This is a genomic window from Hasllibacter sp. MH4015 (assembly GCF_020177575.1).
Taxonomy (GTDB): domain Bacteria; phylum Pseudomonadota; class Alphaproteobacteria; order Rhodobacterales; family Rhodobacteraceae; genus Gymnodinialimonas.
On sequence record NZ_JAHTBK010000001.1, the window covers coordinates 972,080 to 987,558 of the forward strand.

General features: G+C 64.5%; 14 protein-coding genes. 9 read left to right on the plus strand and 5 right to left on the minus strand.

Annotated features, from left to right (window positions below; translation table 11 throughout):
- Positions 1–65: 65 nt before the first annotated feature.
- The 8 genes from KUW62_RS05190 (at position 66) to KUW62_RS05225 (ending at position 9,963) form a co-directional block, all read left to right on the plus strand.
- Complete coding sequence (locus KUW62_RS05190; protein WP_224814453.1) at positions 66–1,325, plus strand: VWA domain-containing protein; 1,260 nt, start codon at positions 66–68, stop codon at positions 1,323–1,325.
- 98 nt (positions 1,326–1,423) lie between these two features.
- Positions 1,424–3,253: an OmpA family protein gene (locus tag KUW62_RS05195; RefSeq protein WP_224814454.1), complete on the plus strand. Its 1,830-nt coding sequence runs from the start codon at positions 1,424–1,426 to the stop codon at positions 3,251–3,253.
- A gap of 124 nt (positions 3,254–3,377) precedes the next feature.
- A complete protein-coding gene (locus KUW62_RS05200) occupies positions 3,378–4,337 on the plus strand; it encodes an XdhC family protein (protein WP_224814455.1) in 960 nt (319 codons plus the stop codon).
- Complete coding sequence (locus tag KUW62_RS05205; protein ID WP_224814456.1) at positions 4,334–5,323, plus strand: molybdopterin-binding protein; 990 nt, start codon at positions 4,334–4,336, stop codon at positions 5,321–5,323. Before KUW62_RS05200 ends, KUW62_RS05205 begins: the two co-directional genes overlap by 4 nt.
- A 165-nt stretch (positions 5,324–5,488) precedes the next feature.
- Positions 5,489–5,974, plus strand: coding sequence for a (2Fe-2S)-binding protein (locus KUW62_RS05210; RefSeq protein ID WP_224814457.1), 486 nt, complete (start codon positions 5,489–5,491; stop codon positions 5,972–5,974).
- Positions 5,975–6,110: 136 nt separating this feature from the next.
- On the plus strand, positions 6,111–8,477 hold the full coding sequence (locus KUW62_RS05215) for a xanthine dehydrogenase family protein molybdopterin-binding subunit (protein WP_224814458.1): 2,367 nt from the start codon (positions 6,111–6,113) through the stop codon (positions 8,475–8,477).
- An 84-nt stretch (positions 8,478–8,561) separates the two neighbouring features.
- Positions 8,562–9,347 carry a xanthine dehydrogenase family protein subunit M gene (locus KUW62_RS05220; protein WP_224814459.1) on the plus strand — a complete coding sequence of 262 codons (786 nt, stop codon included), beginning with the start codon at positions 8,562–8,564 and terminating at the stop codon, positions 9,345–9,347.
- A gap of 70 nt (positions 9,348–9,417) precedes the next feature.
- The gene (locus tag KUW62_RS05225) at positions 9,418–9,963 is read left to right on the plus strand and encodes a sugar O-acetyltransferase (RefSeq protein ID WP_224814460.1); all 546 of its coding nucleotides are present in this window, start codon (positions 9,418–9,420) and stop codon (positions 9,961–9,963) included.
- Between the two features lie 74 nt (positions 9,964–10,037).
- On the opposite strand, the gene infC is transcribed toward KUW62_RS05225, so the two are convergent.
- On the minus strand, positions 10,038–10,583 hold the full coding sequence (infC, locus tag KUW62_RS05230; protein ID WP_224817038.1) for a translation initiation factor IF-3: 546 nt from the start codon (positions 10,581–10,583) through the stop codon (positions 10,038–10,040).
- Between the two features lie 186 nt (positions 10,584–10,769).
- On the opposite strand from infC, the gene KUW62_RS05235 reads away from it, so the two are divergent.
- A complete protein-coding gene (locus tag KUW62_RS05235) occupies positions 10,770–11,645 on the plus strand; it encodes a translation initiation factor 3 (RefSeq protein ID WP_224814461.1) in 876 nt (291 codons plus the stop codon).
- Positions 11,646–11,739: 94 nt separating this feature from the next.
- On the opposite strand, the gene KUW62_RS05240 is transcribed toward KUW62_RS05235, so the two are convergent.
- From KUW62_RS05240 to KUW62_RS05255, 4 genes are all read right to left on the minus strand, one after another.
- Positions 11,740–12,597 (minus strand): ferredoxin--NADP reductase, encoded by an 858-nt coding sequence (locus KUW62_RS05240; RefSeq protein ID WP_224814462.1) that lies wholly within the window; start codon positions 12,595–12,597, stop codon positions 11,740–11,742.
- A gap of 82 nt (positions 12,598–12,679) precedes the next feature.
- Positions 12,680–13,096: a DUF934 domain-containing protein gene (locus KUW62_RS05245; protein ID WP_224814463.1), complete on the minus strand. Its 417-nt coding sequence runs from the start codon at positions 13,094–13,096 to the stop codon at positions 12,680–12,682.
- Between the two features lie 15 nt (positions 13,097–13,111).
- Complete coding sequence (locus tag KUW62_RS05250) at positions 13,112–13,825, minus strand: phosphoadenylyl-sulfate reductase (protein ID WP_224814464.1); 714 nt, start codon at positions 13,823–13,825, stop codon at positions 13,112–13,114.
- Entirely contained in the window at positions 13,815–15,479 is a 1,665-nt protein-coding gene (locus KUW62_RS05255) for a nitrite/sulfite reductase (RefSeq protein WP_224814465.1), read from the minus strand. The genes KUW62_RS05250 and KUW62_RS05255 overlap by 11 nt, the downstream gene beginning before the upstream one ends.

Here is a 15,479-nt window from a genome sequence, read left to right on the forward strand (position 1 = left end):
GCAATCACGACGGCGCAGCGCCCCCGACCTTGACCGCAGGGCCGGGGGTGTTTTCTGTGGCGGGAATGGAATATGCGCCGCTTGAGCTGCCCGACAATCCGCAGCTGACCACGAACATCACCCATTTCGCGCGCGCCCTGCGCGTGGCGGGCCTGCCTGCCGGTACGGGGCGCGTGGCCGATGCGGTGCGCGCCGTGGCGGCGGCGGGATTCTCGGACCGGGCGGATTTCTACTACACCTTGCGGGCGTGTTTTACTGCGCGGCCCGAACATCGGGCGATCTTCGACCAGGTCTTCCGGCTTTACTGGCGGGACCCGCGATACCTCGAACACATGATGTCGATGTTGACCCCCGCCGTGCGCGGTGTGGCAGAGGAGCGCCAGACCAAGGCAGGCGAAAAACGCGCGGCTGAAGCGTTGTTGCATGGCGTTGCCCGGGACGTGCCGGACCTGCCGGAAGACGCGGGCGAGGGGACGGAGATCGAGGTCGATGCGACCCTGACAATGTCGCGGGAGGAAAAGCTCAAAACGCTGGATTTCGAGCAGATGTCCGTGGCCGAGATGGCGGAGGCGAAGCGGTTGATCGCCCAGATGACCCTGTCCGTACCGCCACTACTAAGCCGCCGGATGCAGGCATCGGCCCATGGCGCGCGGCCCGATTGGCGGCGCACGATGCGCAGTGCGATGGCACGCGGCGGGGACGTCCTTGATTTCGCGCGCAAGGACCGAAAAACGCGCTGGCCGTCCCTGGTTGCGATCTGCGACATCTCGGGTTCCATGAGCAGCTATTCCCGCGCGGTTTTGCAGTTCCTCCATGCTGTCGCGAACCACAACGGAGCGGGCTGGGCGGAGGTGCATGCCTTCACGTTCGGCACGCGGCTCACGAACATCACCCGCCACATGGGCGCGCGTGACGTGGATGCGGCGCTGGCCGCGGCGGGGGCGGAGGCGCAGGATTGGGAGGGCGGCACGCGGATCGGCGCGTGCCTTGAGGCGTTCAATCGCGATTGGTCGCGCCGGGTTCTGGGACAGGGTGCGGTCGTGCTTCTGATTACCGATGGTCTGGATCGGGACGAGCCGGAGCGGCTGGAGGCCGCGATGGAGCGCCTTGCACTCTCGTCGCGTCGGGTGATCTGGATCAATCCGCTGCTGCGGTGGGACGGTTTCGCGCCCAAGGCGGCGGGCATCCGCGCGATGCTGCCCCATGTATCGAGCTTCCGTGCGGGCCACAATATCGCGGCTCTCGAAGGTCTGGCCAGCGCCGTCGCACGACCTGACGATCCGGGCGAAAAAACACGCCTGATGGCGGCTTTGCGCGCGGGATAGGCGGCAATCGGCCCATTTGGTGCGCCGGGTGCGACGGGCTGGAACTTTCGCCCGATCCCAACGTTCCTTCCAACAACGTTAACGTTTTGGAGGCCACGATGCGCCGTTCCCTTGCTACCACCACCGCCCTTGTCGCCAGCCTGTCGCTTGCGGTGCCCATGCCCGTTTTGGCGCAGGACGCGGAGGTTGCTCCCTGTCCCGAAGACCTGAGCGCGGAGGCTTGCGCCGCTTTGCAGTCCGAGGCCGGTATCGTGGCCGATGATGTGGTCGAGGAAGGCGTCGTCGAGGACGCGATTGTCGAGGAGGCACCGGTCGAGGAAACGGTTGAGGAAGCCGTGGTAGAAGAGGCACCCGTCGAAGCGGCGCCTTCGGAGGACACGGCGGCCGAGGAGCAGCCGGTTGAAGAGGTGGCGCCCGCCGCCGAAGCGGTCGAAGAAGCGGCCCCCGAGGTGGAAGCGGTCGAAGAGGTCGCGCCGGAAGAAATTGTAGAGGAAGCGCCGGAAGTCGTCGAAGAAGCACCCGCTGAGGAAGTGCCGGATGCGGGTGGGGAGGCCGAGGCAGAGGTGGAGGCGGACGTCGAGTTGGAGCTTGACGCCGAGCCCGAGGCGGAGACAGAGATCGAAGCTGACGCGACCGAGGAGGCCGATGTAGAGACAGCCGCCGAAGCCGAGACGGAGGTAGAAGCGGCGTCGGACGTTGAGGCCGAAACCGCACCCGAAGTCGAAGCGGACGCTGAGGCCGAAGCTGCGACCGACATGGACGCGGAGACCGAGACCGCCTCGGACGCTGACGCCGAAAGCGCCGGTGAAGCGACGGAAGAGGCCGAGGCCGATGTCAATCCGGAAACCCCCGACGCCCCGTCGAGCGCGGAGACGGAAGCCGCAAGCGGCACCGCGACCGAAACGATGGCCGGCACCGAAGAGAGTGAGGGCGAAGCAGTCGAGGAAGTGACCGAAGTCGTCACCGAGGAAACCAGCCGACGTCCGGACGAGGAATTCTCCGCCGAGGCGGCCCCGACCGCGGACGGCGGCAATAGTGGCCTTTCGACCCTTGAAGCCGCGCTTTTGGGCGCAGCAGGTGGTGTCGTCATCGGCGCGCTCTTGAACGGAGACCGTGAAGTGGTCAGCCGCGCGCCCGACCGGATCGTGGTCCAAGACCCGAACGGAAACTTCCAGGTCCTGCGCGACGACGACGCGATCCTGCGCCAGCCGGGCTCCGAAGTGACGACGCAGCGGTTTCAGGACGGCTCGACCCGGACAATCGTCTTGCAACCCGATGGAAGCCGTATCGTAACCATCCGCTCGCCGGAACTGCGCGTGCTGCGCCGGTCGATCATCGGCACGGACGGACGGGAAATCGTGTTGTTCGACGATACGCAATCGGTTGCCGCCGTGGATATCAGCTCGTTGCCCGCCCCCCAACGCGCCGAGACGACCGCGTTACAGGAAACCGACACCGAAGCCCTGCGCGCAGCCCTGTTGCAAGCATCGGCCATTGATCGCGGCTTCTCCCTCGCTCAAGTGCGGGAGATCGAACGGGTGCGTTACCTCGCCCCGGCGATCGAGGTCGATAACATCACCTTCGAAAGCGGTTCCGCTGCCGTGCGCCAGAGTGAGGCGGAGGAGTTGCTGCAATTGGGTACCCTCATGGCCGAACTGATCGCCGAGAACCCAGGCGAAGTCTTCCTGATCGAGGGTCACACGGACGCCGTCGGCTCCGCCGTATCGAACCTGACCCTGTCGGATCGCCGTGCGGAAAGCGTGGCACTGGCGCTGTCGGAGTTCTTCGGCGTTCCCGCGGCAAACATGGTCCTCCAAGGCTATGGCGAGACCGACCTCAAGGTTCAGACGCTGGACGATGAGCGGGCCAATCGCCGTGTCGTCGTCCGCCGCATCACGCCGCTCTTGCAGACCGCGCGAGCGAACTGACCCGATCGAAGATCGACTATGATTGCACCCCGGCAGGCCTGCCGGGGTGTTTTTCGCGGCCCGGTCCCGATCCGCCTTGCGCGTAGACCCGTGCGCGGTACGCTTGCAGGGGGGAGGCTGCGACATGGATGATCTGGAGAGGATGCCGGAGCTGGCTTTGGACTGGCACCGAAGCGGCAAGGGGGCTGTGCTTGCCACGGTGGTCGAGACTTGGGGCTCCGCGCCGCGCGGGGTCGGCTCGCAACTCGTCATCTCCGACGACGGCGACATGGAGGGCTCCGTCTCGGGCGGATGCGTCGAAGGCGCGGTGGTGGTCGAAGCGATGGAGATGGCGGGCGGCAGCCAAGGCCGAATGCTGGAATTCGGTGTCTCGGACGACGAGGCCTTTGCGGTCGGGCTTGCCTGCGGTGGCCGCATCAAGGTCTGGGTGGAGCCGGTCGCGGCCATTGGAGAGAAGCATCTGGCCGAACTGGTAGACGCCCGTGCAGCGCGTCGCCCCGTCGCCTATTGCGTGGATTTGGAAACGGGCGCGCGGGGGCTTGTGGGGCCCGACGCCTATCCTGACCGGTTTCGCGCAGATGCATCGGGCATGGAGGACGAAACATTCGTGCATGTCCACAACCCGCCCCTGCGCATGATCGTGGTGGGGGCCGTCCATATTGCACAGGCGCTTTTGCCGATGGCCCGCATGGCGGGATACGACCCGGTTCTCGTGGACCCGCGGCCCGCATTCGGTGCCGAGGCGCGTTTCCCCGGGCAGCGGATCGTGGACGATTGGCCGGATGAGGCGCTCGATGCCATCGGGCTTGATGGGCGCACATGTGTCGTGACCCTGACCCATGACCCGAAACTGGACGATCCCGCAATTGCACGCACGATCCGCTCGGACGCGTTCTATCTCGGTTGCCTCGGCTCGAAGCGGACGCACGCTAAACGCGCGGCGCGGTTGGAAGAGGCCGGTTTCTCGGACACCGAGGTCGCGCGCATCCACGCGCCGGTGGGCTTGGATATCGGCGCGAAGGGGCCGGGCGAAATCGCCGTGTCGATCATGGCACAGATCGTCCAACGCCTGCGGCAGGCATGAGGTTCGGATCGGTTCCGGTGGTCGAGGCCCAGGGCACGATCCTCGCCCATTCGATTGACCCGGGCGGTGCATCATCGCTCGATTTCTCCAAGGGCGTGTTGCTGAGCGCGGATCACGTTGCGGCGCTGGTCGGGCGTGGCGTGGCGGAGGTGACGGTCGCACGCCTCGACCCCGGCGATCTGCACGAGGACGCGGCGGCGGCGCGGATCGCGGATGCGCTTTGCGGATCGGGGCTCGTCGCGAGCGGGGCCGCAACAGGTCGGGTCAATTTAAGGGCGAGCGCCGCCGGGATCGTGGAGGTCGACCCGGACGCGATCAACACGATCAACCGCATCAACCCGGCGATTACCGTGGCGACCGTGGCGGAATGGGCGCGGCTCAATGCGCGCGGCCTTGCCGTGACCGTCAAGATCATCCCTTTCGCCGCGCCTGAAGTCGATGTGGCGCGCGCCTGTGCGGCAGGTCACGGTGCGGTGCATTTGCGGGGGCCGACCTTGGGGCACGCCAGTCTTATCGAAACGCGCACCGGTGAGGCGGACCCGCCCGAAAAGGGGCGGCAGTCGGTCAAAGGACGGCTCGATCGCCTGTCGGTGGCATTGGGGGAGCGGGTGATCGTCCCGCATCGCATCGCCGAAATCGCGTTCGCTCTGACCCATGCACCGGGCGAACTTCTGCTGATCCTGACCGGCTCGGCCACGTCCGACACCCTCGATATCGCGCCCCAGGCGGTCCGCGCGGCGGGTGGAGAGGTGCTTCATTACGGCATGCCCGTGGATCCCGGCAACCTGCTGGTCCTCGGCCGGATCGGGACGCGGCCGGTGATCGGCCTGCCGGGATGCGCGCGGTCGCCTGCTTTGAACGGGGCAGATTGGGTGATGGAGCGCGTGATTTGCGGGGTGCCACTTAACCGGATCGACATTCCGGGCATGGGGGTTGGTGGCCTGTTGAAGGAAATCCCCTCCCGCCCCCGCCCGCGGGAGGGTTGAGGCGGCATTTCTGAATTATTGTGCCGGTTATTCTGCGCGCGCAAAATATGCTGCGATTGCAGCATGGGGAAATCGGTGGCAAGTGCCTGAAAATCAGCCGGAAATTCCTGTTTGTGAATCCCCCGATCCATGGTTGGATGATGCCAATAACCAAGGGAGGATTTCATGACCCAGGTGACGATGACCGTGAACGGGAAACCCGCTTCCGGTGACGTTGAAGGGCGCACGTTGCTCAGCGAATTCCTGCGCGACGGCCTGCGGATGACCGGGACCCATGTCGGCTGCGACACCAGCCAATGCGGCGCTTGCGTGGTCCATGTGAATGGCGAGGCGGTGAAAAGCTGTACCGCGCTGGCATTGGATCTGGACGGGGCGGAGGTGACGACGATCGAAGGCATGGCCAATGCCGATGGCTCACTGGGGACGATCCAGCAGGCGTTCCAAGACCATCACGGGCTGCAATGCGGCTTCTGCACGCCGGGCATGGTGATGTCAGCCGCGGCCCTCCTGAAAGACAATCCGAAACCATCCGAGCAGGAGGTGCGCGAGTACCTCGAAGGCAATATCTGCCGCTGCACGGGGTACCACAACATCGTCAAGGCGATCATGGCGGCAAGCGGTCAGGACGTGCCTGCGGTTGCGGCGGAATAATTCGGGGCCGGCCCCTCCGGGATGTGGGCCGGACTCTTCGCGTTTTCGACGAACAAGGATGGGGTTGGGATGCCCTGTCGCCCGGACCTGCTCCCTATGGTGGTGAGCGGCGGGTAACAGCATAAGGGAGAACGACATGCCCAAGGATCATGGCATCGGAGCAAGCTCTAAGCGGCGGGAGGATGTGCGGTTTCTGACCGGGCAGGGCCGCTATACGGATGACATCAACCTTCACGGTCAGGCCTATGTGCATTTCCTGCGCTCGGACGTCGCCCATGGTCGGCTGAACAGCGTCGATACCAGCGCGGCGGCCGAGATGCCGGGTGTGGTGCGTATCTTCACCGGGGCCGACTTCGAAGGCGTGGGCGGTGTGCCGTGCGGCTGGCAGGTGACAGACAAGCACGGCGAGCCGATGCAGGAGCCGGCGCATCCGATCCTTGCCCAAGGCAAGGTGCGTTATGTCGGTGATGCGATTGCCGCCGTAGTGGCCGAGACCCCCGGCCAGGCCCGCGACGCGGCGGAGGCCATCGAGCTTGATATCGAAGAGCTTCCGGCGGTGATCGACATGAAGGCCGCTGTCGCGGACGGCGCCACCAAGGTGCACGACGATCTGACCTCGAACCTCTGCTACGATTGGGGGTTCGTCGAGGAAAACAAGGGCGCGGTGGACGAAGCGTTCGCCAATGCGGCCCATGTCACGACGCTGGAGCTGGTCAACAACCGGCTCAGCCCCAACCCGATGGAGCCCCGTGTGGCGGTCGGCGATTACGCAACTGGTACGGATGAGTCGACGCTCTACACCACCAGTCAGAATCCGCACGTGATCCGCCTCCTCATGGGCGCATTCGTCCTTGGTATTCCCGAGCACAAGCTGCGCGTTGTGGCGCCGGATGTGGGCGGGGGCTTCGGCTCCAAGATTTTCCACTATGTCGAAGAAGCGTTCGTGACCTTCGCCGCCAAGCAATGCCGCCGCCCGGTGAAATGGACATCGTCGCGGAGCGAGGCGTTCATCACCGACGCCCATGGCCGCGACCACGTGACGAAGATCGAACTGGCGTTGGATGCGGACAATAATTTCACCGGCATCCGGACGGAAACCTACGCGAATATGGGCGCGTATCTGTCGACCTTCGCGCCCTCGATCCCGACCTGGCTGCACGGCACGCTGATGGCAGGGAACTACAAGACCCCCAACATCTATGTGAACGTGAAAGCCGTGTTCACCAATACTGTTCCCGTAGACGCCTATCGCGGCGCAGGCCGTCCCGAGGCGACGTTCCAGTTGGAGCGCGTGATCGACAAGGCGGCGCGCGAATTGGGCGTCGACCCGATCGAGCTGCGACGGAAGAACTTCATCACCGAATTCCCCTACGCCACGCCCGTGGCCGTGGAATACGACACCGGTGACTATGAAGGCACGATGTCGAAGCTGCTGGAGATGATCGACCGCGATGGGTTCGAGGCCCGCCGCGCCGAGAGTGAAGCCAACGGCAAACTGCGCGGCCTCGGCGTGAACTGCTACATCGAGGCCTGCGGCATCGCGCCCTCGGCCCTTGTGGGCCAGCTTGGCGCGCGGGCTGGTTTGTATGAGTCCGCCACCGTACGTGTGAACGCCACGGGCGGCCTGGTCGTCATGACCGGCTCTCACAGCCACGGGCAGGGGCATGAGACGTCCTTCGCGCAGGTCGTGGCCGACATGATCGGCATCCCCGAGGATCAGGTCGAGATCGTCCATGGCGACACGGCGAATACGCCGATGGGCATGGGCACCTATGGCTCCCGCTCCATCGCGGTGGGGGGCTCGGCCATGGTGCGGGCAACCGAGAAGATCATCGCCAAGGCCAAGAAGATCGCGGCGCACTTGATGGAAGCTGCCGATGGGGATATCGAACTCAAGGACGGACAGTTCTCCGTGGCGGGCACCGACAAGTCAGTGGCTTGGGGCGACGTGACCCTTGCCGCCTACGTGCCTCACAATTACCCGCTGGAGGAGATCGAGCCGGGGTTGGAGGAGACGGCCTTCTACGACCCCAACAACTTCACCTATCCCGCCGGTGCCTATGCCTGCGAGGTGGAGGTCGATCCCGACACCGGCAAGGTGCAGATCATGTCCTTCGCGGCGGCCGATGATTTCGGCAATGTCATCAACCCGATGATCGTGGAAGGCCAGGTCCATGGCGGTTTGGCGCAGGGGATCGGTCAGGCGCTTCTGGAAAACGTCAGCTACGACGAAAACGGCCAGCTTCTTTCGGCCAGTTACATGGATTACACCATGCCACGCGCCGACGACGTGCCAATGTTCGCCGTGGATCATTCCAGCCAGACGCCGTGCACCCACAACCCGCTTGGTGTGAAAGGGTGTGGCGAGGCAGGGGCCATCGGCTCTCCCCCATCGGTGGTGAACGCGGTGGTCGATGCGCTGCAACGGGCGGGCCACACGAATGTCACCCATATCGACATGCCGCTGACGCCCGCGCGCGTCTGGGCGGCGATGCAGGGCTAGGGGAAAGGAGCGGCGGGCCAGCCCCCCGCACCCCCCGGGATATTTGGAGCACATGGAAGGGGAGGCCCCTTCGCGGAGGACAAGATGTACAATTTCGAATTCACCAAACCCACGACCATCGCCGATGCGGTATCGGCGCTCGCGCAGGAGGAGGCGCAGGCGCTGGGTGGGGGGCAGACTTTGCTCCCCACCATGAAACAACGCCTGGCGCAGATGGAAACCCTCGTGTCGCTGAACGGGATTTCCGAAATGCAGGGGGTCTGCATCGGGGATGACGGCGCATTATGCATCGGCGGCGCGACACCCCATGCAGTCGTCGCGGCAGACAGCCATTACCCGGGACTGGCGAGCCTTGCGGGGCGCATCGGCGACCCGGCGGTGCGCAACCGTGGCACGATCGGCGGCAGCCTAGCGAACAACGACCCATCCGCCTGTTATCCGGCGGCCGCGCTCGCCTCCGGCGCCACGATCAAGACCAATGCGCGGGACATCGCCGCCGACGATTTCTTCCAGGGCATGTTCGATACGGCCCTTGAAGATGGAGAGATCATCACGGAAGTCCGCTTCCCGATCCCCGAAGCCGCAAATTACCAGAAATTCGTGCAACCGGCCTCGCGCTTCGCGCTGGTGGGCGTGTTCGTGGCGAAGTTCGCGGATGGGGTACGGGTGGCTGTGACCGGCGCCAGCTCGGACGGCGTGTTCCGTTGGGCGGAGGCGGAGGCGGCCCTGTCGTCCGACTTCTCCAAAGGGGCGGTCGACGGCTTGAACGTGCCCTCGGGTGACATGATCAGTGACCTGCACGGGACGGGCGAATACCGGGCGCATCTAGTGAAGGTGATGACCGGACGGGCCGTGGCCGCGGCCGCCTGAAAAGGTTAACGACGTTAATGATACCGCCGGGGCCATGCGGGCCCGGGCGGTTTTTCTTCGGAGGTCGGAGATGTCGGAGCGGCGGAAGATGGAGGCCGGGGATTGGTATTCCTGTCTCGACCCCGAACTTGGCGCCTTGCGCAATGCGGCGCGCGCGGCCTGTTTCGAACATCGCACGGCCCCGCCGCGCGCCCTTGCCGCGATCTCTCCGGCGCTTGCGTCGCTCTTCGGGTCGGTCGGTGACAATGCGTTGATCGAGGCTCCGTTTCACTGCGCCTACGGGATCAACATTCACTTGGGGCGCAACGTGTATATCAACGCGAATTGCGTGATCCTTGATACCGGTCGGGTGACGATCGGGGATGGTACGATGATCGGCCCCGCGGTGCAGATCTATTGCGCGGATCACCACCGGGACGTGGATCTGCGCCGCGACGGGGTGGAACGCGCACTGCCCGTGTCAATCGGCACGGATGTCTGGATCGGGGGCGGCGCGATCCTCTTGCCCGGTGTGACGGTGGGCGATCAGGCCATCATCGGGGCGGGCGCGGTTGTGACGCGCGATGTTCCACCCGGCGCGCGGGTCGTTGGCAACCCGGCGCGTCGATTGCCCTGACGCGACCGGCTCCCCGTACGAAAAAAGCGCGCCCGCGGGGGACCCGCCTTCATCACCGTGATCGAGCCGATTGGCTACTTCGCTGTCGGGTTGATCATCATCACCATCTGGCGGCCTTCCATCTTGGGCATGGATTCGATCTTTCCGATGCCCTCGATCCGTTCCACCACCTTTTCCAGCATTTCCCGGCCAAGGTTCTGGTGTGCCATCTCACGCCCCCGGAAACGCAGGGTGACTTTCACCTTGTCGCCACCTTCGAGGAACTTGATCGCGTCCGTCACCTTTCGGTTGAAGTCATGATCGTCCGTGCCGGGACGCATCTTCACTTCCTTGATGTCGATGGTCTTTTGCTTCTTGCGCGCTTCGGCCTCGCGCTTCTGCGTCTCGTATTTGAATTTGCCGAAATCCATGATCTTGCACACGGGCGGGTCGGCATTGGGCGAAATCTCAACCAGGTCGAGGTCCGCGTCTGCGGCCAGGTCCATGGCGCGCGCGGGGGTGACGACACCCAGATTTTCACCTTCGGCGCCGATCAGGCGCACTTGGTCGGAGCGAATGCGATCGTTTACGCGCGGGCCGGTATCTCGTTGCGGCGGCGCGTTGTGGGGTCTGCGGGCTATGGCGTTTGTCCTTTTGTAGCCTGAAGTTGACGCAAACAAGGTATCGCTCCCGCCCGTGTTCTTCAAGGTGGATATGGCCGAAATCCCCGCTCAAGGGGAATGTCCTCGCAATTGCAGCATTGCGTGAGCCGTGTCGGCGCGGTAAGCGGGCCGGGTAAATTCGAAAGACCCAATGGGGGATCCAAGATGAGCAGAGCTCTTATTATCATCGTTATTCTCGCGGCACTCGGCATCGGGGGCTATTTCCTGACCCGCGAAGACGCGCCGAGCGTTGAAGAAGCCGTTGAAGCGGTCGGCGAAGCCGCGGGCGACGCAGCAGACGCGGCCACCGAAGCGGCGGGCGACGCGGCCGAGGCGGCGGGCGATGTGGTGGAAGGCGCGACGGAAGCCGTCGAAGGCGCAGTCGAGGCCGCAGGCGAAGTCGTGAACGATGTGGTCGAGGCCGCCGAGGGTGTGGCCGAGGATGCAGCCGAAGCCGTCGAGGGTGCGGTTGAGGAAGTGACCGGTGCCGCGGACGAGGCCACCGATGAAGCCGCAGAGGCTGCCGCAGCTGCGGAAGAAGAAGCCACCGAGGCCGCCGCTGCCGTCGAGGAAGAGGCCGCTGAGGCCGCCGCCGCCGCAGAAGATGCCGCCGCTGCTGCCGAGGAAGAGGCTGCCGAAGCCGCTGCCGCCGCCGAAGCCGAAGCTGCCGAGGCCGCCGCTGCCGTTGAGGAAGAGGCCACCGAGGCCGCCGCAGCCGCAGAAGACGCAGCCGCCGCTGCCGAGGAGGAGGTGAACGCGGCTGCCGCGGACGCCGAAGCCGCCGCTGAGGAAGCCGTGGACGAAGCCGCCGCTGCCGCCGCTGAGGGGACGGAAGCCGCCGCCGAGGGCCTGAACCTTGCCTCGGTCTTCTCCGAAGACGGGTTCGACTTCGACCAAGCCATGACCGCCGTGGAAAACGCTGACATCTCCGCCCCGGTCCGCCTTGCGGTGACCACCGCACTGGAAGGCGCGCGGGACAATCCCGACCTTCTGGGCGCGGCGCTGGAGCAGGCCCGCGCGGCACTTGGCATCGACGAGTAAATCAGCCGACACATCGAAAACGGAAACCCCCGCTGTTCAAGCGGGGGTTTTTCTTTTGTCAGAGCGCCTTGCGATGCGTCGTTAATGCGATCCTTTAATCGAGGAACGCTTTTTCCACGACGAATTGCGCCGGTTTGGAATTGGCCCCTTCCTCAAGCCCGTAGCCTTCCAGCATCTCCTTGATTTCGAGGTTGAAGGCGAGGTTCCCGCAGACCATGGCGCGGTCCGTTTCAGGGCTGAGCGCCGGAACCCCGAGATCGGCATAGCATTCGCCCGAGCGCATCAGGTCCGTGATCCGGCCCATCTTCGGGCTCTCTTCCCGCGTGGTGGTGGGGTAATAGCGCAATTTGTCCGCAAAGCCTTCGCCCATCAGCTCCGCAAGCAGTTCATCGGTGCGGATGCTTTCGATCAGGTCGCGGCCATAGGTCAATTCACCCACTTCGCGACAGGTGTGGGTGATAATGACCTCGTCGTAATCCTCGTAGGTTTGCGGTTCGCGCAGCAGCGAAGCGAATGGGGCGAAACCGGTGCCGGTCGCGAACAGCCAAAGCCGTTTGCCGGGCAAAAGCGCGTCGTGGACCAGGGTGCCGACCGGCTTGGGGCGCAGGATGATCTGATCGCCGGGCTGGATATGCTGCAGCCTTGAGGTCAGTGGCCCGTCGGGCACCTTGATGGAGTAGAATTCCAGCTCTTCGTCCCAGGATGGCGAAGCGATGGAATAGGCGCGCAGAAGCGGTTTCTGTTTGCCGGTCGTGGGATCCGGGTCGCCCATCAGGCCGATCATTACGAATTCGCCCGAACGGAACCGCAAGGAGGCAGGCCGCGTACAGCGAAAGCTGAAGAGCCGGTCGGTGTAGTGCTTCACCTCGGTGACGGTCTGGGCATCGGGCAGGGTCGGGGTCGCCTTCACGGGCGCGGCGTCGGTCTGGGTCAAAGTGCTGTGCTCGGTCATGTCATCTGTCAGGTGCGGTTTACACCTGCCTCAAATAGATACGCATTGATCTGGGTCAGGGAAAGGGCGTTCGCCGCCCGCGTCAGGCGCGCAAGCGAGCCTGATAATCGTGGGCGCGCCATTCGGACCGTGCCAGCCATTGATCCTCGGGCTGGCGAGCGGCGAGGGCTTCGTCGATCTCCACCTCGTCGAAGCCGGATCTGCGTGCCATGGCGTATTGGTCCGCAAGGACGTGGCCGCGCGCGCGCAGACGGCCTTTGAAGCCCATCTGGCGGAGTTGGCGCGCCAGGGTGAAGCCGCGTCCATCGGCGAAGCTGGGGAAATCGACACGGATCAGGTCGAGGCCGCCGAGATGGCTTTGCAGGGGTGAGATATCATCGCTGCTTGCCACATCCACGGCGGGCACATTGGCCGCAACCCCTTCGGCGAGCGGCACAATTTCACCCGACCAATCGTCGTTGGCGAAGCCCGCATCGGTCACGAGAATAGAATTGGTCATGGGATCAACCTTCCTTCAAGCCGCGCCGCGGAGCGTTTGGCCACGGGCGAAATGTATACCGCATTCCGTCTTCCGCTGCCCGCGCCAGCGCCCGGCGCGGGGATCTTCACCAGCCTCGGCTGGGGTCGTGCAAGGCTGGCACCCAATGGAGGGGAAGCCCTGTGCGACCAGCGGATGACGCGGCAGGTCGTGCTGTGTGATGTAGTCGGCGATTTGCGGGCTTGTCCAATTCGCGAGCGGATTGATCTTGATCCGCCGGTCGCTTTTCTCGAACAGCGGCAAGGATTGACGCGCGCCGCCATGGATGCGTTTGCGGCCTGTGATCCAGCCGCCGAATCCTTCAAGCGCGCGTTCCAGTGGCTCCGTCTTGCGCAAGCTGCAGCAGGCGTCGGGGTCGAAATGGTGCAGGATGCCGTCCACGTCTCGTTCCAGTAGCGCCGCGCGGTTGGGTTTGATCACGCGCACATCGGTCAGGCCAAGCGCCTCCGCCACCTCACGCTGATAGGTGAGCGTGGCTTCGAACAGCATCTCCGTGTCGATGAACAGGATCGGCGTCGCGCGGTCGATCTCGCTGATCATATGCAGCAGGACTACGCTGTCCGCGCCGAAGCTGGACACCATGGCGACCGGCCCGATGGATATGTCATCGAGCGCGTGGCGCAGCAGGGTGGGCGCGTCGCTTTCGCGATGCAGAAGCGAGCGGCGTTCGGCGAGTTCCTTAAGCGGCATTGGCTTTTGCCTCCTCCGGGTAGAGCGCGGCCTTGAAGGGGGCAGCGCCCAATCGGCGATAGGTGTCGAGGAAGGTTTCCGCGGGCGAGGTGCGGAGATCGAGGTAGGCGCGCACAACGCGCTCGATGGCGTCGGTCACGTCGTCATAGGCAAAGCCGGGTCCGGCGCGCTCCCCGATCACGGCATCGGGGCCACCGTCGCCGCCCAACGTGATCTGATAGTTTTCCACCCCCGCCCGGTCGAGGCCAAGGATGCCGATATGGCCGACATGGTGATGGCCGCAGGCGTTGATGCAGCCTGAGATCTTGATCTTCAGCGGCCCGACCTCGTGTTCCAGCTTAAGCGCATCAAACCGTTCGGCAATTTCCTGCGCGACAGGAATGGAACGCGCGGTGGCCAGCGCGCAGTAATCCATGCCGGGGCAGGCGATGATGTCCGAGATCAGGCCGACATTTGCCGTCGCCAAACCAACCTCGGCCAGGGCCGCATGAACCGCGCGAAGGTGGCGCTTGGGCAGGTGCGGCAGGATCACGTTCTGCTCATGGGAAATGCGCAGTTCGTTGTGGGCATATTGCTCGGCAAGGTCCGCCAAAACACGCATCTGATGGCTCGTCGCGTCGCCCGGCGTCGCGCCATGGGCTTTCGTGGAGACGGTCAGAATCGTGTAATCCGGGTGCCGATGTGCCACCGTGTTGGTGTCCACGAAGCTGCGGAACACCGGATCGTGCTGGTAGTGGGTCGGGAAGGCGCCTTGCCCGGCTGCGAAGGTGGGCGCGGCGAAGTCCGCCTCGATCCGTTTGAGCATGTCCATATCGGCGCCATTGAACGCGGCTTTGCGGGTCGCGAATTCGGCGTTCACACGGCGGCGGATTTCGTCGATGCCATTTTCATGGACCGTGATCTTGATACGTGCCTTGTATTTGTTGTCGCGCCGCCCGAGCAGGTTGTAGACCGCGACCGTCGCTTCCAGATATGGCAACAGATCGGGCAAGGCCACGAAATCGTTGAGGATTTTGCCGATCATCGGCGTGCGCCCAAGGCCGCCGCCAACAAGGACGGTCGCGCCAAGCTGGCCCTCACGCTCCACCAGCCGCAGGCCGATATCGTGGGCAGCCGTGACGGCGCGGTCTTGGTCGGAGCCTGTCACTGCAATCTTGAACTTGCGGCCGAGGAACTGGAATTCCGGATGGTCGGTCGACCATTGGCGGATCAATTCGGCGATAGGGCGGGGATCGGCGACCTCTTCGGCGGCGGCGCCGGCGAAATGGTCAGCGGTGACATTGCGGATCGTATTGCCGGAGGTCTGGATGGCGTGCATTCCGACCTCACCCAGCGCGTCGAGCATGTCGGGCACGTCGCGCAATTCGGGCCAGTTGTACTGGATGTTCTGGCGCGTGGTGAAGTGGCCATAGCCCTTGTCCCAACGATCCGCGATCTTCGCCAATTGCCGCATTTGTGCAGCGTTCAGAGTGCCATAGGGGATGGCAACGCGCAGCATATAGGCGTGCAACTGAAGATAGAGTCCGTTCATCAGGCGCAGCGGCTTGAACTCATACTCGGTCAGCGAGCCGTCGATGCGGCGCTCGACCTGCGCGCGGAATTGGGCGTTGCGCTCTGACAGGAAATCACGGTCGAAATCGGTGTAGGCGTACAT